Annotated in this window: 21 protein-coding genes; 13 read left to right on the forward strand and 8 right to left on the reverse strand. The window is 36.3% G+C overall.

Annotated elements, in window-relative coordinates:
• Window positions 1-95: 95 nt before the first annotated feature.
• From ACY2RT_RS03695 to ACY2RT_RS03725, 7 genes are all read left to right on the forward strand, one after another.
• Window positions 96-1,967, forward strand: coding sequence for an ABC-F family ATP-binding cassette domain-containing protein (locus tag ACY2RT_RS03695; protein ID WP_490154525.1), 1,872 nt, complete (start codon window positions 96-98; stop codon window positions 1,965-1,967).
• Window positions 1,964-2,737, forward strand: coding sequence for an O-methyltransferase (locus ACY2RT_RS03700; RefSeq protein WP_490154526.1), 774 nt, complete (start codon window positions 1,964-1,966; stop codon window positions 2,735-2,737). Before ACY2RT_RS03695 ends, ACY2RT_RS03700 begins: the two co-directional genes overlap by 4 nt.
• Window positions 2,738-2,809: 72 nt before the next feature.
• Window positions 2,810-3,496 carry an ABC transporter ATP-binding protein gene (locus ACY2RT_RS03705; RefSeq protein WP_490154527.1) on the forward strand — a complete coding sequence of 229 codons (687 nt, stop codon included), beginning with the start codon at window positions 2,810-2,812 and terminating at the stop codon, window positions 3,494-3,496.
• Window positions 3,497-3,671: 175 nt separating this feature from the next.
• On the forward strand, window positions 3,672-4,244 hold the full coding sequence (locus ACY2RT_RS03710; RefSeq protein WP_490154528.1) for a cob(I)yrinic acid a,c-diamide adenosyltransferase: 573 nt from the start codon (window positions 3,672-3,674) through the stop codon (window positions 4,242-4,244).
• Between the two features lie 142 nt (window positions 4,245-4,386).
• Entirely contained in the window at window positions 4,387-4,608 is a 222-nt protein-coding gene (locus ACY2RT_RS03715; protein ID WP_008272287.1) for a DUF2795 domain-containing protein, read from the forward strand.
• Window positions 4,609-4,782: 174 nt separating this feature from the next.
• Window positions 4,783-8,136 carry a preprotein translocase subunit SecA gene (secA, locus tag ACY2RT_RS03720; protein WP_490154529.1) on the forward strand — a complete coding sequence of 1,118 codons (3,354 nt, stop codon included), beginning with the start codon at window positions 4,783-4,785 and terminating at the stop codon, window positions 8,134-8,136.
• Between the two features lie 99 nt (window positions 8,137-8,235).
• Window positions 8,236-8,712 carry a DUF4199 domain-containing protein gene (locus ACY2RT_RS03725; protein ID WP_490154530.1) on the forward strand — a complete coding sequence of 159 codons (477 nt, stop codon included), beginning with the start codon at window positions 8,236-8,238 and terminating at the stop codon, window positions 8,710-8,712.
• A gap of 1 nt (window position 8,713) precedes the next feature.
• Here the strand turns inward: ACY2RT_RS03725 and ACY2RT_RS03730 are convergent, their stop codons facing one another.
• Both ACY2RT_RS03730 and ACY2RT_RS03735 read right to left on the reverse strand, forming a co-directional pair.
• Window positions 8,714-9,106: a hypothetical protein gene (locus ACY2RT_RS03730; RefSeq protein WP_490154531.1), complete on the reverse strand. Its 393-nt coding sequence runs from the start codon at window positions 9,104-9,106 to the stop codon at window positions 8,714-8,716.
• On the reverse strand, window positions 9,090-9,677 hold the full coding sequence (locus ACY2RT_RS03735; protein ID WP_490154532.1) for an RNA polymerase sigma factor: 588 nt from the start codon (window positions 9,675-9,677) through the stop codon (window positions 9,090-9,092). Before ACY2RT_RS03735 ends, ACY2RT_RS03730 begins: the two co-directional genes overlap by 17 nt.
• A 138-nt stretch (window positions 9,678-9,815) precedes the next feature.
• Between ACY2RT_RS03735 and ACY2RT_RS03740 the strand changes: the two genes are divergently transcribed.
• Window positions 9,816-10,166, forward strand: coding sequence for a DUF6249 domain-containing protein (locus ACY2RT_RS03740; RefSeq protein ID WP_490154533.1), 351 nt, complete (start codon window positions 9,816-9,818; stop codon window positions 10,164-10,166).
• 61 nt (window positions 10,167-10,227) lie between these two features.
• On the opposite strand, the gene ACY2RT_RS03745 is transcribed toward ACY2RT_RS03740, so the two are convergent.
• The 3 genes from ACY2RT_RS03745 to ACY2RT_RS03755 are packed head-to-tail and all read right to left on the reverse strand — an operon-like array spanning window position 10,228 to window position 12,878.
• Window positions 10,228-11,781: a hypothetical protein gene (locus ACY2RT_RS03745; RefSeq protein WP_490154534.1), complete on the reverse strand. Its 1,554-nt coding sequence runs from the start codon at window positions 11,779-11,781 to the stop codon at window positions 10,228-10,230.
• A complete protein-coding gene (locus tag ACY2RT_RS03750; protein ID WP_490154535.1) occupies window positions 11,753-12,346 on the reverse strand; it encodes a hypothetical protein in 594 nt (197 codons plus the stop codon). Before ACY2RT_RS03750 ends, ACY2RT_RS03745 begins: the two co-directional genes overlap by 29 nt.
• Complete coding sequence (locus ACY2RT_RS03755; protein ID WP_490154536.1) at window positions 12,330-12,878, reverse strand: RNA polymerase sigma factor; 549 nt, start codon at window positions 12,876-12,878, stop codon at window positions 12,330-12,332. Before ACY2RT_RS03755 ends, ACY2RT_RS03750 begins: the two co-directional genes overlap by 17 nt.
• Window positions 12,879-12,986: 108 nt before the next feature.
• Here ACY2RT_RS03755 and ACY2RT_RS03760 point away from each other — a divergent pair, with 108 nt between their 5' ends.
• The gene (locus ACY2RT_RS03760) at window positions 12,987-13,559 is read left to right on the forward strand and encodes a DUF2911 domain-containing protein (protein ID WP_490154537.1); all 573 of its coding nucleotides are present in this window, start codon (window positions 12,987-12,989) and stop codon (window positions 13,557-13,559) included.
• Window position 13,560: 1 nt separating this feature from the next.
• Here the strand turns inward: ACY2RT_RS03760 and ACY2RT_RS03765 are convergent, their stop codons facing one another.
• Window positions 13,561-13,986, reverse strand: a complete 426-nt coding sequence (locus tag ACY2RT_RS03765) for an organic hydroperoxide resistance protein (protein ID WP_490154538.1) — start codon at window positions 13,984-13,986, stop codon at window positions 13,561-13,563.
• 91 nt (window positions 13,987-14,077) lie between these two features.
• On the opposite strand from ACY2RT_RS03765, the gene meaB reads away from it, so the two are divergent.
• Window positions 14,078-15,160, forward strand: coding sequence for a methylmalonyl Co-A mutase-associated GTPase MeaB (meaB, locus tag ACY2RT_RS03770; RefSeq protein WP_490154539.1), 1,083 nt, complete (start codon window positions 14,078-14,080; stop codon window positions 15,158-15,160).
• A gap of 52 nt (window positions 15,161-15,212) precedes the next feature.
• On the opposite strand, the gene ACY2RT_RS03775 is transcribed toward meaB, so the two are convergent.
• Complete coding sequence (locus tag ACY2RT_RS03775; RefSeq protein WP_490154540.1) at window positions 15,213-16,151, reverse strand: NAD-dependent epimerase/dehydratase family protein; 939 nt, start codon at window positions 16,149-16,151, stop codon at window positions 15,213-15,215.
• A gap of 107 nt (window positions 16,152-16,258) precedes the next feature.
• Here ACY2RT_RS03775 and ACY2RT_RS03780 point away from each other — a divergent pair, with 107 nt between their 5' ends.
• Genes ACY2RT_RS03780 through ACY2RT_RS03790 form a run of 3 tightly spaced genes read left to right on the forward strand, consistent with a single transcriptional unit; the run spans window position 16,259 to window position 19,219 of the window.
• Window positions 16,259-16,969, forward strand: coding sequence for a glycosyltransferase family 2 protein (locus tag ACY2RT_RS03780; protein ID WP_490154541.1), 711 nt, complete (start codon window positions 16,259-16,261; stop codon window positions 16,967-16,969).
• A complete protein-coding gene (locus tag ACY2RT_RS03785) occupies window positions 16,966-17,598 on the forward strand; it encodes a lipid-A-disaccharide synthase N-terminal domain-containing protein (RefSeq protein WP_490154542.1) in 633 nt (210 codons plus the stop codon). Before ACY2RT_RS03780 ends, ACY2RT_RS03785 begins: the two co-directional genes overlap by 4 nt.
• A complete protein-coding gene (locus ACY2RT_RS03790) occupies window positions 17,585-19,219 on the forward strand; it encodes an ArnT family glycosyltransferase (RefSeq protein ID WP_490154543.1) in 1,635 nt (544 codons plus the stop codon). Before ACY2RT_RS03785 ends, ACY2RT_RS03790 begins: the two co-directional genes overlap by 14 nt.
• Here the strand turns inward: ACY2RT_RS03790 and ACY2RT_RS03795 are convergent.
• Window positions 19,203-19,721, reverse strand: a complete 519-nt coding sequence (locus ACY2RT_RS03795) for a phosphatase PAP2 family protein (RefSeq protein WP_490154544.1) — start codon at window positions 19,719-19,721, stop codon at window positions 19,203-19,205. The genes ACY2RT_RS03790 and ACY2RT_RS03795 overlap by 17 nt on opposite strands.
• Between the last annotated feature and the right edge of the window lie 46 nt (window positions 19,722-19,767).

A 19,767-nucleotide genomic window follows, 5' to 3' on the forward strand; every position in this document is an offset into this window, starting at 1 on the left:
GTTGTTATTGAACAAATATAACGTAACCAAATTAATAATAAAACATATTTTACTCTAAGTGGTTAAAATCTCTTTATTTTGCAAAAAAAGTAAGTGTGAACTATCTGTCTGTCGAAAACATTTCAAAATCATATGGAGAACGTGTTTTATTCCAAAACATTTCCTTTGGAATTAATTCCGGGCAAAAGATAGGTTTTGTCGCTAAAAACGGAACCGGAAAAACATCCTTGCTCAATATTCTTTCCGGTGATGATACTCCAGATGATGGTGAAGTTGTATATCGCAAAAATTTAAAGGTTTCCTTCCTCTCTCAAGAACCCGGTCTTAATGATTCTCTCACGATAGAAGAAACTATTTTTGCTTCAGACAATCCAATTCTTAAAATCATTTCAGATTATGAAAAGGTAATAGAGAACCCTAATGATTCTGAGGTATACCAGGTAGCATTCGACAAAATGGACGCTCACAATGCATGGGATTTTGAAACTCGCTACAAACAAATCCTATTTAAACTGAAACTGGAAGATCTTTCTCAAAAAGTTTCAAACCTAAGTGGAGGACAAAAAAAACGGTTGGCACTTGCCAATGCGCTTCTTACCCAGCCAGATCTACTCGTTATGGATGAACCTACCAACCATTTGGATCTGGAGATGATCGAGTGGCTGGAAAATCTCTTTGCCAAAGAAAACATAACGCTGTTCATGGTAACTCATGACCGCTATTTTCTGGAACGGGTATGTAATGAAATTGTAGAACTGGACGAAGGAAATTTATACAGCTATAAAGGCAACTACACCTATTATCTGGAAAAAAGGGATGCAAGAATTGAAAACCAAGCTTCCGAAACTGCTAAGGCAAAACAACTCTATAAAAAAGAGCTGGAATGGATGCGTCGTCAACCCAAAGCAAGAACTACTAAAAGTAAATCCAGGATCGATGATTTTCATGAAATAAAATCGAGAGCACACCAAAGACGAAATGACCATGAAGTCCAACTGGAGCTAAATATGGAACGTTTAGGTACTAAAGTGGTAGAACTACATACCATTTCAATATCGTTTGATGGAAAACAACTGCTTAACAAGTTTGATTATAATTTCTTACGGGGAGAACGAGTAGGAATTATAGGCAAGAATGGAACGGGAAAATCTACTCTATTAAATATCATTACCGGAGATATACGGCCCAATTCCGGAAAAGTAGTTATTGGAGATACTGTAAAGTTTGGATACTATACTCAAAAAGGAATTCATATAAAAGAAGGCCAGAAGGTAATTGATGTCGTACGGGAATTTGGAGATTATATCCCTTTGAAAAAAGGAAGGCAAATCTCTGCGCAACAATTGTTGGAACGCTTTTTATTTGATCGGAAAAAGCAATACGATTTTGTAGAAAAATTAAGTGGTGGAGAACGAAAACGTCTGTATTTGTGTACTGTACTTATTAAAAATCCTAACTTTTTAATTCTTGATGAGCCAACTAACGACCTCGATATTGTCACATTAAATGTATTGGAAAACTTCTTATTAGATTTTCCCGGTTGTCTGATAGTAGTTTCTCATGACCGTTATTTTATGGATAAAATTGTGGATCATTTATTTGTATTTCAAGGAGCCGGAAATGTTCAGGATTTTCCGGGAAATTATTCCGATTTCAGAGCTTATGAAGGTAGTAATCTTGCTGAAAAGCGATCTGAAGATTCTTCTGAAACCAAAACCAAAAATAGCTGGAAGACCACTAACGATAAAGCCAAACTTAGTTACAATGAGCAAAAAGAATATCAAAAATTAGAAAAAGAAATAGTCAAACTGGAATCTGAAAGAGAAGTCCTTCAAAATAAATTTGCAACCGAAGACTGGAACGGAGAAGAGATCGATAAACAATCCCGAAAGTTACAGGAATTGATTGATACTATAGAGAGTAAAACCGAAAGATGGTTTGAGCTTTCTGCAAAACTGGAGGCATGATTTATCAAGTAAGATCATACCTCAATTTCCTTAAAAAATCTACCAATCAGCATGGAGTGCATTCTCCTTTTGTATACAATTTGGTTACCCGGTGTTTCTACGATAAAACAAATTACCATGAGTACACCATACTAAAAGATTTCAGAAAAGAGCTTCTTCTCTCTTCCAAACGTATTGAGGTAACCAACTTCGGGCAAGGTTCACGGGTTTTTAAATCCAATAAAAGAAAAGTTACTGCTATTGTGAAGAACGCCGGAATCTCTCCAAAAAGGCAGCAGCTACTATTTAGATTGACCAAATATCTAAATGCTCAAAAAGTATTGGAATTAGGAACTTCACTAGGCTTAGCTACAGTGGCGCTATCTTCAGGAAATACTTCTGTAAAAATTACAACAGTAGAAGGCTGCCCAAATACTGCAGAGGTTGCAAAGCATCATTTTGATCTTTTTCAATTAAAGAACATTCAACAATATACTACTACTTTTGAAAATTATTTTTCTGAAAACCCTTCAGAAAATTATGATCTGGTCTATATAGATGGACATCACAATAAAGAAAGTACACTTCAGTACTTTAAGACTTTGCTGAAAAATGTGACAAATGATTCTGTATTCATATTCGACGATATTTATTGGAATCAAAAAATGACCGAAGCCTGGCAGGAAATTATTCGGCATCCTAAAGTAACTGTTAGCATTGATTCTTTTTATTGGGGGCTTGTATTTTTCAGAAAAGAACAACAAAAAGAACATTTTACCATTCGTATGTAACATCGTAGCTCCGCCTGCGTCTTATGGTAAAAATAGTATCTTGCAAAAGATTTAAAACCGACCGTTCCAACTATGAGTTTAGTCATAAAAATTAGAAATATTATTAGAGATTTCCCTTTAGGACAAGAAGTAGTTAAAGTTTTAAAAGGTATTGACCTGGACATAGAACGAGGTGAATATGTTGCTTTAATGGGACCTTCCGGATCCGGAAAATCTACTTTAATGAACCTCTTGGGATGTCTGGATACTCCAACAGCAGGAACGTACGAATTAAACGGAAGTGATGTAAGTAATATGAGCGATGACGAGCTTGCTGAAATACGAAATAAAGAAATTGGTTTTGTATTTCAAACATTTAACCTCTTACCGCGTACCACAGCATTAGAGAACGTTGCCCTGCCTATGATCTATGCAGGTGCTTCAAAATCCCAACGTATAAAACGTGCAGAAGAAGTGTTAAACGATGTAGGATTGTCTGACCGCATGGATCATAAACCCAATCAACTTTCCGGTGGGCAACGACAGCGAGTTGCTGTTGGAAGGGCTCTGGTCAATAAACCTTCTATTATTTTGGCAGATGAGCCAACCGGGAACCTTGACTCTAAGACCTCTCTGGAAATTATGAACCTCTTTGATGATATCCATGCTGCCGGAAATACTGTTATTATTGTTACCCACGAAGAAGAAGTTGCGCAACATGCTCATAGAGTGATAAGGCTACGTGACGGAATGGTGGAGAGTGATACTCGCCTAAAATAAGTATCTTTGAATATGGATTTCTTAGATTTTTCAAACCCGGTTATTCTGGTAGTTGGAGTAATTTTGTTATTGCTTTTGTTATATTTTTGGAATAGGCATAATACAAAGACTCAACGCAAAAGAAGGTCTCGAAGTTTTCGCAGCAATTACTACCAAAAAAAGAAAGAAGCAGAAAATGAAAATTTACACTAAAACTGGTGATAAAGGTACTACGGCACTCTTTGGAGGCACAAGAGTACCTAAACATCATATTCGTATTGAAAGTTATGGTACTGTAGACGAACTCAATTCTTATCTGGGTCTAATCCGCGATCAGGAAATTAGTGCACATTATAAAGATACTCTTATCCGTGTACAGGACAGATTATTCACTTTAGGAGCTATTCTAGCTACAGATCCTGAAAAAACTATTCTTAAAAGCGGAAAAGAACGATTAAATATTCCTAAAATTTCTGAAGCTGATATCACCCGTTTAGAAACCGAAATGGATCTCATGAACGAAGTACTGCCTCCTATGACACACTTTGTTCTTCCCGGAGGGCACACAACGGTGTCATATTGTCACATAGCCCGCTGTGTTTGCCGCCGTGCCGAGCGTTTATCAACTCTTTTACATGAACAAGAACCTATTGATGAACATGTTTTAATGTATTTAAATAGACTTTCTGACTATCTCTTTGTACTGGCACGGAAATTGACTTATGACTTAAAAGCTGAAGAAATTAAATGGATTCCTGAAAAATTATAATCTCTTCAGAAAATTAAATTTTAAAGTATTGTATTTCAGTATTTTACATACGTTCTTAAAAATATTGCAGAAATAATTACGATTTTCCTTGACTTTTTAATCTAAAAAATTATTTTTGCACAAAATTAATACCCTAAGTGTTATGTACTGGACATTAGAATTAGCATCCTATTTAAGTGATGCGCCCTGGCCGGCAACAAAGGATGAACTAATTGATTATGCAATTAGAACCGGAGCTCCTCTGGAAGTAGTTGAAAATCTTCAGGCTATTGAAGATGAAGGAGACTCATACGATTCTATTGAAGAAATTTGGCCGGACTATCCCACAGATGAAGATTATTTGTGGAATGAAGATGAATATTAAAATGATAAATAACAATATATAAAAGTCTCATTATGAGGCTTTTTTTTTGCTTAAAAAGCAAGCCCTTAAAAACTCAAGATCCTTTTGGCAAAGTGGTTTTTTTACAGTTTTTTTGTATGGTAAAAAATAGGTGTTACACCTTTGTACTTTAAGCAATACTTACAACAATAGATCATGGGATTATTAGATAATGTTTTAAAAGTTTTTGTAGGAGATAAATCCAAAAAAGATATCGGTGATATTCAACCCTTTGTTGATGAAGTTAAAAAATATGAAGCAGCACTGGAAAAACTATCCTTAGACGAACTTCGGGCCAAGTCTGATGCCTTCCGGTCAAAAATAAAAGAAGACCAAAAAGAAATACAGGAGCAGATCGACCAACTGGGAAAAGATGCTGAAACGATGGAAGATATCGACCAGAAAGAAGATATCTACAATCAAATTGACGCCTTAAAAAATGATCGCTACGAAGTAGAAAAACGAACGCTTGACGAAATCCTTCCCGAAGCATTTGCTGTAGTTAAAGAAACTGCAAAACGTTTTAAAGATAATGAAATCCTTACCGTTACCGCATCCCCATTTGATCGCGAACTTTCAGGAAAAAAAGAGTATGTTACTCTGGATGGTGAAAAAGCCATTTGGCAAAACTCCTGGGATGCAGCTGGTAAAGAGATCACGTGGGATATGGTACATTACGATGTACAATTGATTGGTGGAGTTGCACTTCATCAGGGAAAAGTAGCGGAAATGCAAACAGGAGAAGGTAAGACTCTAGTCGCTACACTACCTATGTATCTAAACGCATTGGCCGGAAACGGTGTTCACTTAGTAACTGTAAACGACTATTTGGCAAAACGGGATAGTGCATGGATGGCTCCTATTTTTGAATTTCACGGAATGAGTGTTGATTGTATTGACAATCACCGGCCAAACTCCGAAGAACGTAGACAAGCATACAATTCAGATATTACCTATGGAACCAATAACGAATTTGGTTTTGACTACCTGCGCGATAATATGTCGCATGCTCCAACAGATCTGGTACAGCGCCCACATCACTATGCTATTGTAGATGAGGTGGATTCGGTATTGATCGATGATGCACGTACGCCTTTGATCATTTCTGGACCGGTACCACAAGGAGATCGCCACGAGTTCAACGAATTGAAGCCTAAAATCCAGGATATTGTTGAGGTCCAAAGAAAATATTTAACCGGTGTTCTGGCCGAAGCAAAAAAACTTATTAAAGAAGGGGATACCAAAGAGGGTGGTTTCCAGTTGTTGCGTGTCTATCGTGGTTTACCAAAAAATAAAGCATTAATCAAGTTTTTATCAGAAGAAGGAGTAAGACAAGTTCTTCAAAAAACAGAAAACTTTTATATGCAGGATAACAATCGTGAAATGCCAAAGGTAGATGCCGAACTGTATTTTGTGATTGAAGAAAAAAACAATCAGATCGAGTTAACAGATAAAGGAGTGGACTTTCTTTCAGGCGCGGATAATCCGGATTTCTTTGTGATGCCCGAGATTGGTGTAGAGATCGCAAAAATTGAAGAAAAAGGATTAACTCCAGAAGAAGAAGCCGAAGAAAAAGAAGAGCTCTTCAGGGATTTTGGTGTAAAAAGCGAACGTATACATACACTTAACCAGTTACTTAAAGCATATACCTTGTTTGAAAAAGATACCCAGTATGTGGTAATGGAAAACAAAGTAATGATCGTAGATGAGTCAACAGGTCGTATCATGGATGGACGTCGTTATAGTGATGGCTTACACCAGGCGATCGAGGCCAAAGAAAATGTAAAGATAGAAGCTGCAACTCAAACCTTCGCTACTATTACGCTTCAAAACTATTTTAGAATGTATCGCAAGCTTTCGGGAATGACAGGTACTGCTGTAACCGAAGCAGGCGAGCTTTGGGAAATCTATAAATTGGATGTAGTAGAGATTCCTACCAATCGACCCATTGCGCGTCATGACCGGGATGATAAAATTTACAAAACAAAACGGGAAAAATACAATGCAGTTATTGATGAAGTAACCGAACTTTCAAATGCAGGACGCCCTGTATTGATTGGTACTACTTCTGTAGAAATTAGTGAATTGCTAAGCCGTATGTTGAGTATTCGAAATATTCAACACAATGTTCTGAATGCTAAAATGCATAAAAAAGAGGCAGATATCGTTGCCGAAGCCGGAAAAAGTGGAATGGTAACCATTGCAACCAATATGGCAGGACGTGGTACGGACATTAAGCTAAGTGACGAGGTAAAGACAGCAGGAGGTTTAGCAATTGTAGGTACAGAGCGCCATGATTCGCGTCGTGTGGATAGACAGTTACGAGGTCGTAGCGGTCGTCAGGGAGACCCTGGAAGTTCACAGTTCTATGTTTCGTTAGAAGATAATTTGATGCGCCTCTTCGGAAGTGAACGTATCGCCAAAATGATGGACCGTATGGGCTTGAAGGAAGGCGAAGTGATTCAGCATTCTATGATTTCAAAATCTATTGAACGTGCACAGAAAAAAGTAGAAGAGAATAACTTTGGAATTCGTAAGCGATTACTAGAATATGACGATGTAATGAATGCACAGCGTGAAGTAGTATACAAACGTCGTTACCATGCGCTTTTTGGAGAACGTTTACGCGTGGATATTGCAAATATGATCTATGATACTGCTGAAGTAATTACTGATGGTAATAAGGCAGCACAGGATTACAAGAATTTTGAATTTGAATTGATTCGTTATTTTTCTATGAGTTCTCCTGTTTCCAGTGAGGAATTTGAAAAAATGGATGTTCAGGAAATTGCCGGAAAAGTTTATAAATCTGCATATAGTCACTATCAGGAAAAAATGATCCGTAGTGCCGAAACTGCTTTCCCTGTAATTAAAAATGTGTACGAAACACAAAAAGATAAGTATAAGCGTATTTTGGTGCCATTCACAGATGGTATTAAAACACTTAATGTTGCTACCGATCTTGAAAAAGCTTATGAAACAGAAGGAAAACAGTTGGTGCAGGATTTTGAGAAGAACATTAGCCTTGCCATAATAGACGATGCGTGGAAAACACATCTTAGAAAAATGGATGAGTTAAAACAATCTGTACAGCTGGCAGTTCACGAACAAAAAGATCCATTACTTATCTACAAGTTTGAAGCTTTTGAATTGTTTAAAGAGATGATCGAAAAAGTAAATAAGGATGTTATTTCTTTCTTGTTCAAAGGAGAACTTCCACAGGAAAATCAACAACAGATACAAGAAGCTCGTCAGGTAAAGCCCAATGAAAAACTAAACGAACAAAAGGATGAGATTCCAAATATGGATGAACGTGCTGCACAATCTCGTGCTGCAGGGAATACCCAACGTCAACAAGTTACCGAAACTATTGTCCGTGAAAGACCTAAAATAGGACGTAATGAAAGAGTTACCATTAAACATGTGATGAGCGGTGAAAATAAAACCCTAAAATTCAAACAGGCAATTCCTTTATTGGACAAGGGCGAATGGGTACTTATTGACGAATAGAATTTTAAATATCTTTCAAAATAAAACCTCGAAACTTAATTGTTTTCGAGGTTTTTTATTTTTAGTATCTTCGAATAAAGCTATTGATACCTTCTAAAAATGAAGCATATTAAGATTGAATTAAAATGGGCTGTTGTATTTACTATTATGACGCTGGCATGGATGTTACTTGAAAAAACTCTGGGTTGGCATGATGAAGATATAGCAGATCATTACTGGCTTACACTCCTCTTTATACCCTTTGCTATTTTTATGTATGTCTTGGAAATTAGAGAAAAAAGAAGGCGTTTCTATAATAAAAAAATTACCTGGAAACAGGCATTTTTGAGTGGTTTGCTTATGAGTGTTTTTGTTGCTTTACTCTCCCCTTTGGCTCAATACATTACCCACAATTACATCACGCCGGAATATTTTAAAAATGTAATTGATTATTCCGTTACCAATAAATTAATGACGATCGAAGCAGCCAACAACTATTTCAACATCAATAGTTATATACTACAGTCTGTCTTAGGTGCCTTGATTGGTGGAATTACTACTTCTGCAATCGTAGCTATTTTCATGAGAAGGAAATAAGTTATTTATATCGCTTTAAAACATAATGTTTCAGAAAAGGGATTTGTACCAAAAACAATGCTAAAAAACCTAACGCATAGGTAAAGGTTTTGGATGCTTTGAGTTCAGGAAAAGAAAAATTGAAATTCATTTTTTGAGAGATTCCTAAATTTTCAAAAAAAGGATTATTAACTATTGGTAAGAAGTAAATTCCAACGAAACTAATAATTGCCGTTATTGCCAGAATATTCCATGCTCTTCTTGTAATTAAGGGCCTGTACACTTTTGAAGGTACTGTCTTGGCAGCTATAGCTTCCATCACTCTATCTGAAAAGTCTACCGAAGGTTTTGATACTCCGGCTTCTTTGATCATTTTTTGAGTGAACGCTTCGAAATCTTTATATGGCTTTTCCATTACTGTTTGATATTTCAGGCAGCACAAAATGTTTTAGTAAAATAAACAATTTTTTTCTGCTTCGGTATAATTTTATTTTAATATTGTCTTCTGAAAGCTCCGTTATAGAAGCTATTTCCTTTATAGATTGCTCTTCAAAATAATATAGGGTTATAATGGCCGCTTCTGCCTCAGCTAATTTCAATATGGCTTCCTGTATTATTTTTTTTCGTTCTTCATCCTGTAAATATTGCAAAGCATTTTCAATAGATTCAAAATTGCTTTCTGTTATTTCTTCAATTAATTCTGAAATTTGATACTTACTGTTCTTTCTAATGCGGTCCAAAGCTTTTCTGTATGCGATACTGTACAACCAGCTCGAAAATTTAGAATCTCCACGAAAAGTGGATAAAGACTCGAAAGCCTTTATAAATGTATCCTGAGATACCTCTTCTGCTTCCTCCCTGACCTTGACCATTCTGTATACAATAGTGAATACAAAATCCTGATATCGCTCCACTAACACACCATAGGCTCTTGTATCGCCCTGCACCGTTTTATCGATGTAATATTGGTCAGTGTTCCGGTTCATTCTATAGTAAGACGTATTAAAAAATAGATTGGTTACATAAATATCCCCAAAATAATCTAAATAAACTTGTAACCGATCTGAAGATAGCTACGTCTTAATAGCAAACGAACAGTAAAATCAATCTAAAAAATTAAAATTATGGGATCAGAGTTAATTATTATACCAATTATGTTCGGAGTTATCTTCGGAATCTTTTATTTATTTATTTCGGCAAGGAATAAAGAACGGTTGGCCTTAATTGAAAAAGGAGCAGATGCTTCTATATTTTATGGCAGGGATAAAAGAGTGACACCTATGTGGAAGGTCATTGTTATCAATCTTGCTTTATTGCTTATGGGTATAGGTATAGGGATCTTTATTGCAGCAATCATGCATTACAATTTGGGAGTGGATGAAGATGTTGCCTATCCCGGAACTATCTTTTTAATGGCAGGAATTGGTCTTTTTGCCGGATTCTATTTTACCAAAAAATTGAATAACGACGCTTAAAGCCCGTTTGTGTTTAGTTGAAGAAAATCATTTTGGGTAGTTTCTACCTGAAATGATTTTTTTATTGCATTCTTACATTACTATAAGTTGCATCTATAGTAATTTGCTTGTTGGTTGTATTGTCTTTATTAAATCCTTTTACGATAACCTTACCATTCTTTTTTGAGTTATTTAATTGTAATGATTTTGGATAAAGTAATGGAGATTTTTTTCCGGTGAAATTAAATGAAAAAGCCGTTTTAGGTAAGCTTATTTTTGCATCTGTATTTTCTAAAACAATATCTAAACTCTTAAACTCATTTGAAATAGTATTGATTATCAAATTCCCAAAAGATCCCGAAAGCAAAGCACGGTCTATAATATTATTTATAACAACATCACTTGAATTTGCATCCAGATTAATTCTGGTCACATTATTAATACGACAGTTATCTACAAACTTAAGGTCTAATTCACCCTGTTTCCAATTGTTTATCATTACAGGGGCATAGGAAGCATTGATGAGGGTTTCCCCCCCATCAATACTGTTAGCAGATAATGCCGAGTAATTCAAAATTGCTTTTATATTGTAAGCATCTGCCATTTTCACTTCACCATGTCTTACATTGATATCGGTCTTAGTGCCTTTAGGCATTCTTATAATAATGGTTTTCTTGGCTTTTGTATTTCCTTCATAAAGAAGATCACTTTTATCGCTATTAATGATAATATTTCTATTAGGTGAAATGATCACTCGATCTCCTTCAAAATCTTCAAACTGCTCGGCCCATTTTTCCATATCCTTACCAAAGGATTCTCCCCATTCTTCCATCTTTTCACCAAAGGATTCTCCCCATTCTTCCATATAACTACCAAATTCTTCTCCCCATTTCTCCATTTTCTTCTCGAATTCAGGACCAAATTTATCTTCAAATTCTTTTCCAAAATCTTCTCCCCACTCTTCCATCACTTCTGAAAAATCTTCACTCCATTCTTCAACTTTATCCAGCCAGACATCTACTTCTCTAACAGTAGCATTAGCCTTGTATTTTTTATTTAGTTTGTTTACGTACCCTTGTTTGTCTTTTTCATATTCATCTGTATCAAAATTCATAGACCTTCTCCTGTCTATTGTAATGTTCATATTGCCATTACCCGAAGAAATACTAGGTTGATCGTCTCCAAAAGGCCAATTAGGAAAATCTCTAAAATCCGGTACATCAGGAACTACAAAATTGAAATTGAAATTTCCTAATTCTGAAAGACCATACAAACCCTCCAAGCCCTTTAATGCCTCAAGATTCCCTATAGATTCTACTCCACCCCAAAGGCTTCCTGAATTTGAAGTAATTACAACTTTCTTACTGTTACCTAGTACATCAATATCCCAATTTTCGAATATTTCTGTTTTCTCTTTTTCGGTTAATTCTTCCCCGTCTATAAAGGCTTCTACTTCAACATAATTTTTGTTCCATGTTTCAAAAACAACATTGGTATGCGAAGTATTCACAGATACTAACGCATCATTGCCAATTTTAAATGTCTCCTTGTAACTATTTTGAGCTACAAGTACCGGTATACTGAGCAGTAAAGCAAATATTGCAATACTACGCTTCCATATTAATAAATTGCTCATTTTCTAAATTTTTAAGTTCTTTTAATTTGTTTTTAAGTTTGAACAGCAATTCCAAACGTAATTTCAAATTATCTATTAATGCAGTGATGGTTGCTTCAGTAGGGCCTACTTCGTTTAATTCTTTATTAAGTACTGTATATTCAGCATCCAATTCGCTTAATCGTTTCATATAACCATTAATAAGTTCCTTATTATCATCTGTAAGCTCCAGAGAAGCCAATTGAACATTGATTCCGTTTAAATAGAAATTCTCTATTTTTTTAAGATCCGGAGAGATATCGCCCAATGTAATCTGGTTGATATTCTCCTCGTTTTCTGTCTCTGTTTTTGAAGGAGTATCTGCCAGTGAATCTGTAGTATCTGTTGATAGTTGTTGGTATCCAAAATAACCTGCTCCCAAAATTACTATAGCAATGGCCACCACTTTTAACCAATAGAATGAGTTTTGCTTCTTTTGAGTAAAAGCCTTATTTAAGCGTGCTTCAAAACGAGCTTCATGTCCCTGAGGTAAACCGGAAGGTTCCTGCTTGTGTTCCTCCATCATCTTTCTAATATCCTGTACCATATTGCAAATGTTTTAAGTGTTGTTTTAATTGTAATTTTCCACGGTGTAAGTTAGTTCGGGAGGCGCTTTCAGAAATATTCAATATTTCAGAAATTTCCTGGTGGTCATAGCCTTCCAATAAATAAAGTTTCACTACCGTTTTATAATTGCTGGATAATTTATCGATTGCAGAAATTATTTCAGAATGAGTTGTTTCATCAGACACCTGCCAATCGCTGTCATCGTCATTAGTAATACTCATTACTTCATCATTTATGGCATATAATTCCATTTTTCGTGCTTTGATAATATCCAAACACCTATTAATTACTATTCTTTTTAACCAGGCCCCAAAGGTGACGTCCCCTTTGAACTGATCTAGTTTTTGAAACGCTTTAATAAACGCTTCCTGCATTGCGTCTTCTGCCGTCGCAGTGTCCTTTAGATACCGCTGAGCAACAATAAACATCCCTTCACAATAACGCTTATAGAGCGCCATCTGTGCTTTATGGTTGCTTTGTTTGCATTGTTCAACAAGTAAAGAATCGGACAAACTTGATGGTTTTTGGTTGCTGTTCGTGTTAAAGACGACTAAAAAATATAGGTGTTGCAAAAAATTACAATAATTTACTACCTTTAAAATTAACAAACTATAGATATTATGAATAAAGGATTAAAGATTTTTCTTTGGGCTATTGGAATTATTGGCGTTTTGGCCATTCTACTCTTCTTTGTGATAGGGCCCATAATGAAAAAACAAACCAAAAAGCATAGCCCGGAGCAACATATAGAATATAGTAATAACGGTTTAGAACTGAACGTTTTTTATTGCAGTCCGTCTAAAAAAGGAAGAAAGATATTTGGCGAACTCGTTCCTTATGGAGAAGTATGGCGAACCGGTGCTAATGAAGCTTCTACCTTTACTACCAATAAAGACCTTGAAATTGGCGGAAAAAATTTGAAAGCAGGTACATATACATTATGGACGATACCTAACAAAGAAAGCTGGGATGTTATCTTTAACTCCAAAATGTATGATTGGGGAGTTAAAGTTACCGACAGGAAACCTTCCCGAGAACCGGACTACGATGTGCTTGTAACTAAAGCTAATGTATCTCGCAGCATTACCAGTGCAGAAAATTTTAGTATCTCCTTTACCGAAGGTGTAGACAATGTCATTATGGCGTTTGCCTGGGATAACGTTGTGGTACCGGTTGAAATCAATCAAAATTAGGTTATTCGTCCAGCATTAAATTTAGAGTAACTGTAATATTATCACGTGTAGCCTTTGAAAAAGGGCATATTTCATGTGCCTTATTTATTATATATTCACCTGTCTTTACATCTACTCCGGGAATGTAACAATCTAATGTCGCCTCCAAAAAAGCTCCTTCTTCATCTTTACAGAACCCAATGGTAGCAGTTACACTAAAATCCTTTCCAATTTCTAATCTTTTCTTTCGTGCAATAAGTTCTATAGCCCCTCCAAAGCAAGCAGAATAAGCACATCCAAATAATTGTTCCGGATTCACTCCATCTCCGCCATCGCCTCCCATAGCTATAGGTTCAGAAAGATTTAAATCTAATTTTCCATCTTCGGTGATAGCATGACCGTTTCTTCCTCCCACTGTTGTAGAAGCTGCTTCATATAAAGTTTCCATAGTGTTCATTTTATGTTTAATAATTTTCAATATACTATCTAATTATCGTGTATAAAAGTTGATATTCATAAAATTGTTATAAATTTCGACTGTGGCAAAAAAAGAAAAACATAGTAGTGCCTTATCTGAAAAAGAAGGGGTTCAACCTCCAAAATCTGTAAGTGATTCGTCTGCAAAGAAACTCAAAGAGAAAAGGAAGAAAGTTCCTTCTGTTTCTCAGCTGATCACCGGAATCTTAGCAGGTGATAAAACTGCTTTGAGCCGTGCCATTACATTGGTTGAAAGTACTGCCGTCAAGCACCAATCCCAAGCGAGGCAAATCATTGAAGCATGCTTGCCACATGCAAATAAATCTGTGCGCATTGGAATTACTGGAGTTCCGGGTGTTGGGAAAAGTACTTTTATAGAAGCATATGGAAGGCTGCTTGTTTCTGAAAACCATAAAGTAGCGATTCTTGCAGTTGACCCGAGTAGCTCGCTTAGCAAAGGAAGTATATTGGGAGACAAAACACGTATGGAAGAACTCGTAAAAGAACCCAACGCTTTTATACGCCCTTCCGCAAGTGGAGATTCTTTAGGAGGTGTGGCACGTAAAACCCGTGAAACGATCATTCTCTGCGAGGCAGCCGGTTTTGATACCATTATCATCGAAACTGTTGGTGTTGGGCAAAGTGAAACCGCAGTACATTCTATGACCGATTTCTTTTTACTACTTAAGCTGGCTGGAGCAGGTGACGAACTGCAAGGCATAAAACGTGGAATTATCGAAATGGCAGATGCCATTGTGATCAATAAAGCCGATGGTGAAAATGTAAAAGCTGCAAGATTTGCAAAAGCAGAGTTTAACAGGGCACTACATCTCTACCCACCTAAAGATAGTGATTGGGTACCAAAAACAGTGACTTGCAGTGCAGTAAAAAATGAAGGAATCACCGAGGTGCGTGAAATGATTGACCGGTATGTTTCTGAAACCAGATTAAACAGTTATTTTTCAGAAAAAAGAAAACAGCAAAATAAATTTTGGTTATTACAAACCATAGAAGATACTATAAAAAGTGAATTTTTTAATAATCCTGAAGTAAAAAAAGAGTTGAAAAAACAATTAAAGGCTTTAGATACCAATACCACTACCCCATTTGAAGCCGCACATATAATTCTTCAATTAGTAAAATAAAATTTGTTCAAAAAGTATAGTGTAGAAAATTGTACATTGGTTCTATAAACACCTAGAAATTAGCTTTAAACCACTCCACCTGTGCTTCCAGGCCTTCCCTTAAACCGGTTGTTGGGTTATACCCCAATAGTTTTCTCGCTTTATCTATATTGGCTTTAGTACGCGACTGATCTCCGGGCCGAGCCGGTTTATTCTCAATCTGTATTTTCTTCTGAAGTATTTCTTCTACTGTTGCTATTCCCGTAGCTGTAGTATTTTCTTCTTCGGTCCCCAAATTAAATATTTCCCCATTACAAACATTTTTGTGCTCCATCACGCTCACAATCCCATCTACAATATCCTGTACATAGGTAAAACTTCTTAAATGAGCTGCACTACCCTCGTATAAAGGAAATGGCTTGTCATTCAATCCGCAATCTATTAGCCTGGTGTATAACTTATCCGGCCTTTCTCTGGGGCCATAGACCGAATAGAGCCTAAGGGAACAACTTTCCAGCATTCCCCTACGAGAATATGCCAGTACTAATTGTTCTGCCGCTAATTTGGTAACACCATACCAGGAAGCGGGCATAGGAGCTTCATCTTCAGTTAGTGTAGCATGGAGTCCATAGATGGAAGAAGTAGCTATGTTAACAAAAAAAGGTTTAGTGTCGAGGGTATCGATGGCATCTAAGATCCGTTGTGTGCCAAAAAAATTATTACTGAAATAATCTTCAAACAAACTGTCTGTTGAAATCCCGGGTTGTGCGGCAAAATGAAATATGAAATCAATTTCTTCGGTAATTACCTGACTTAAATCATCATTTCGAAGATCGATTTTTTGGACCATTACCCCTTTTTCTGCTAGTGCTTCAGAATTCAATTCCTTTAGGGAAACATCGTAATAGTCAGAAAAATTATCAATAGCCACAACTTTATGCCCCATAGCTGTGAGCCTTTCGGCAGTATGAGATCCTATAAATCCTGCTGCTCCTGTAACTAAAACCTTCATATAAATTGTTTACTACTGCAAATTAACATCTTTTTTACAGTTCTGTTTTAAAATCTGCTCATTGTTGAAAAAAGAAATACTTTTGCAAAAACATTTACCCGTAAAATATGTACGAGTTTACCATTATAGTTCCGGTATATAACGAAGAAGAGAACTTAGAACGTGTTGAAAAAGAATTACTGGCTTATTCCGGAATTGCTACAAAAAAAACTGCTATTCTTTTTGTGAATGATGGGTCAAAAGATAAAAGCCAGGAATTGATTGAAACTATTTGTGATCGCAACGATAACTTTCAGTTTATCAGTTTTAAAGAGAACAGAGGCTTGAGTGCTGCTATAAAAGCAGGTTTTGATCACGTGGAAAGTCCTTTACTGGGGTATATTGATTCTGACCTGCAAACAGCCCCCGAAGACTTTAATTTATTGTTGGAACACATTGATGCTTATGAATTGGTAACAGGAGTACGTGCTAACCGTAAGGACTCTTTTGTGAAAAATATGTCTTCTAAGATCGCGAACGGAATCCGCCGTACATTTACTCATGACGGAATGGATGATACAGGCTGTCCTTTGAAAGTTATTAAAACCGATGCTGCTAAAAGAATTCCAATGTTTAAGGGGTTACATCGATTTTTACCGGCTATGATCTTGCTTCAGAACGGAAAAGTGCTACAGGTTCCCGTACAACATTTTCCACGCATTGCCGGTACCGCTAAATTTGGCCTTTGGAACCGTCTTCTGGGTCCTTTGATGGATTGCTTTGCCTACCTTTGGATGAAGAAAAAATATATCAATTACGAGATTAAAAACAAAGGATGAGCAATTGGCTTATTTACGGAATTGGCTTTTTAGCACAAATCCTCTTTTCGGGGAGATTATTGGTGCAATGGATTCTTTCTGAAAAAAACAAGCGTGTTGTTACACCTTCGTTATTCTGGAAACTGAGCTTATTAGCCTCTTTTTTACTCTTTGTATATGGCTACCTCCGTGATGATTTTGCAATTATGCTTGGTCAATCACTTACATATTTTATTTACATCCGGAATTTACAATTGCAGGGAGAATGGCAAAAATCTCCAAAATGGTTTCAAATCTTTTTGCTAATATTTCCTGTAATTATAGTGATCTATTCTTACAATAATGGGGAATACGATCTACAGCAATTATTTAACAACGAAGACATTCCTTTTTGGTTGTTGTTATTAGGTATTTTCTCTCAAGTGTTATTCACTTTCCGGTTTGTTTACCAATGGATGTATTCTGAAAAAACCAAAACCTCTCAACTTCCGGTTGGTTTCTGGCGTATGAGTGTTTTAGGTGCTTCTCTTATCTTAACGTATGCTATCTTTAGAGAAGACCCGGTTTTATTTGTTGGACATATAGCCGGATTGATTATTTATATTCGCAATATCTTTATTTGGAAAAAACAAGCCAATGAAAGTGCTTAAAAATAATTACATACTGCTATTGATAGTAACATGCATTGTCATTTTCTTCGTGAATCTCGATGCATTGTATGTAAATATTATGGAAGCGCGGAACTTTACAACTGCACGCGAAATGTTGAATGATGGTAATTGGCTGTTGACAACACTTAATGGAGAACCGCGCTATCAAAAACCTCCCCTACCAACTTGGATAACAGCTATTTCGGGAGCAGTCTTCGGACTAAAAAGTTTAATAGCCTTGCGTATTCCGGCTGCATTAGCAGCCTTATTATTAGCATTATTTTCATATAAATTCTCAATAAGGCTTACTACTCATAAAACATATGCTTTTATAGCCACTTTAATTTTAGTGACTTCTTTCTACATAGTTTTTGCTGGGCGTAATGGACAATGGGATATTTTTACACATGCGTTCATGATGGTCTGTATCTACCAACTGTATCGGTTTTTTACTTCCGAAACAAGAAAATATCAATACGCTCTGGTTGCAGCATTGTTTTTTGGGTTTTCCTTTATGAGTAAAGGTCCTGTTTCATTATATGCCCTATTATTACCTTTTCTAATAGCCTTTGGAATTGTTTACAAATACAAGAACTTAAAAGCTAAGCTCCTTCCTTTGTTTTTATTTTTAATCGTTTCCCTCTTACTTTCCGGATGGTGGCATTGGTATACATATACTTTCGACCCTGAAGCAGTAACAGAAATCACCAAAAGAGAAACGAACAACTGGACAGGTTATAATGTACGCCCTTTCTATTACTATTGGAGTTTTTTCACTCAGAGCGGGGTTTGGACCATTCCGGCATTCATCGGGCTATTGTATCCTTATTTGAAGAACAGGGTTTTTAATAAAAAAGCATATCTGTTCACTTTTTTATGGACTGCGATTTCTGTAGTCCTGTTATCCATTATTCCTGAAAAGAAATCACGTTACCTTTTACCTGTGCTTATCCCATTAGCCTTGAACACAGCTTTTTATATTGAATATTTATTCCGTAGGTTCTCTGAATTAAAAGACAAGCGTGAAACAGTTCCTGTTTACTTCAATTTTAGTTTAATTGCCGGTATCGGACTTATATTTCCTGTTGCCGGATATTTTTTTCTGAAAGATGCTCTTACCGGTAAATGGATTTGGTTTATTCTTCTTTCATCGGGCCTTTTTGCAATTGGCTTCTATATGTTTCGAAACCTTTTCAGAAAAAAAATACAACCTGTTTTCTATCTAACAGTCGCTTTTATTGCAACAGTAATATGTTTTGGAATGCCAATGGCAAAAGTGCTAACTGTAAATCCTGAATACAAAGGCCTTTCACAATTAAATTCGTGGCAAAATGAAACGAATCTAATTATATATGAGTTTTCTTTTTTTACTCCGGAACTCATTTGGGACTATGGAGATACTATTGAGGTACTAAAAAAAGAATGTGAAATTACTATTCCTTCCGAAGAAAAGTTTGGTGTTTTAGTGACTGAAGATGAAGCTGTTATTTTTTTAAAGGCATTTGAAGGCTATTCCGTAGAAAAGATTACTCACTATGATATGAATGCCAAAGGTAAGGAAGACCGCTCTCATAAAAACCGCCTATATCGCGATTTGTATTTGGTCAAGAAGGCGGAATGATTTTTTTTCGGCCCCAACTTTGCAATTGGAAAAATACCCATCCTAAGATTCCACCAAAAAACATTCCTGTAATTATATCTAATGGATAATGCACTCCCAAATAGATACGACTGTATGCAATTACAATTGCCCAAAGAAGTAATAAGAATGGTAAATAGCGGTACCATTTCTTAAGTAGTAATCCTAAAAAAACTGCTGCTGCCATAGAACTTGCCGCATGTGCCGAAAAGTATCCGTAACGGCCACATCGTTCTGCGGCAAATCGCATTATTTCTTGCAGGCTTTCAACCTGACAGGGTCGCGGGCGTTGGATTCCGTATTTAAAAAGATTGGCAAGTTGGTCTGTAGCTGTGATCATTAAGGCCGCACTAACGACAATGACAACAGTTGCTTTAATTCCGTAGTGTTTATACACCAGATAGAGTAAAACAATATAAAGCGGTATAGATGACCATTTAGCAGTAACTATTTGCCAAAACCCATCCCAGTTTTCGCTTCCCATTGAGTTGAGGAGCAAAAATAGCTCGGAGTCATATTTCAATAGTTCC

This window comes from Ulvibacter sp. 2210JD10-4 (assembly GCF_058148525.1).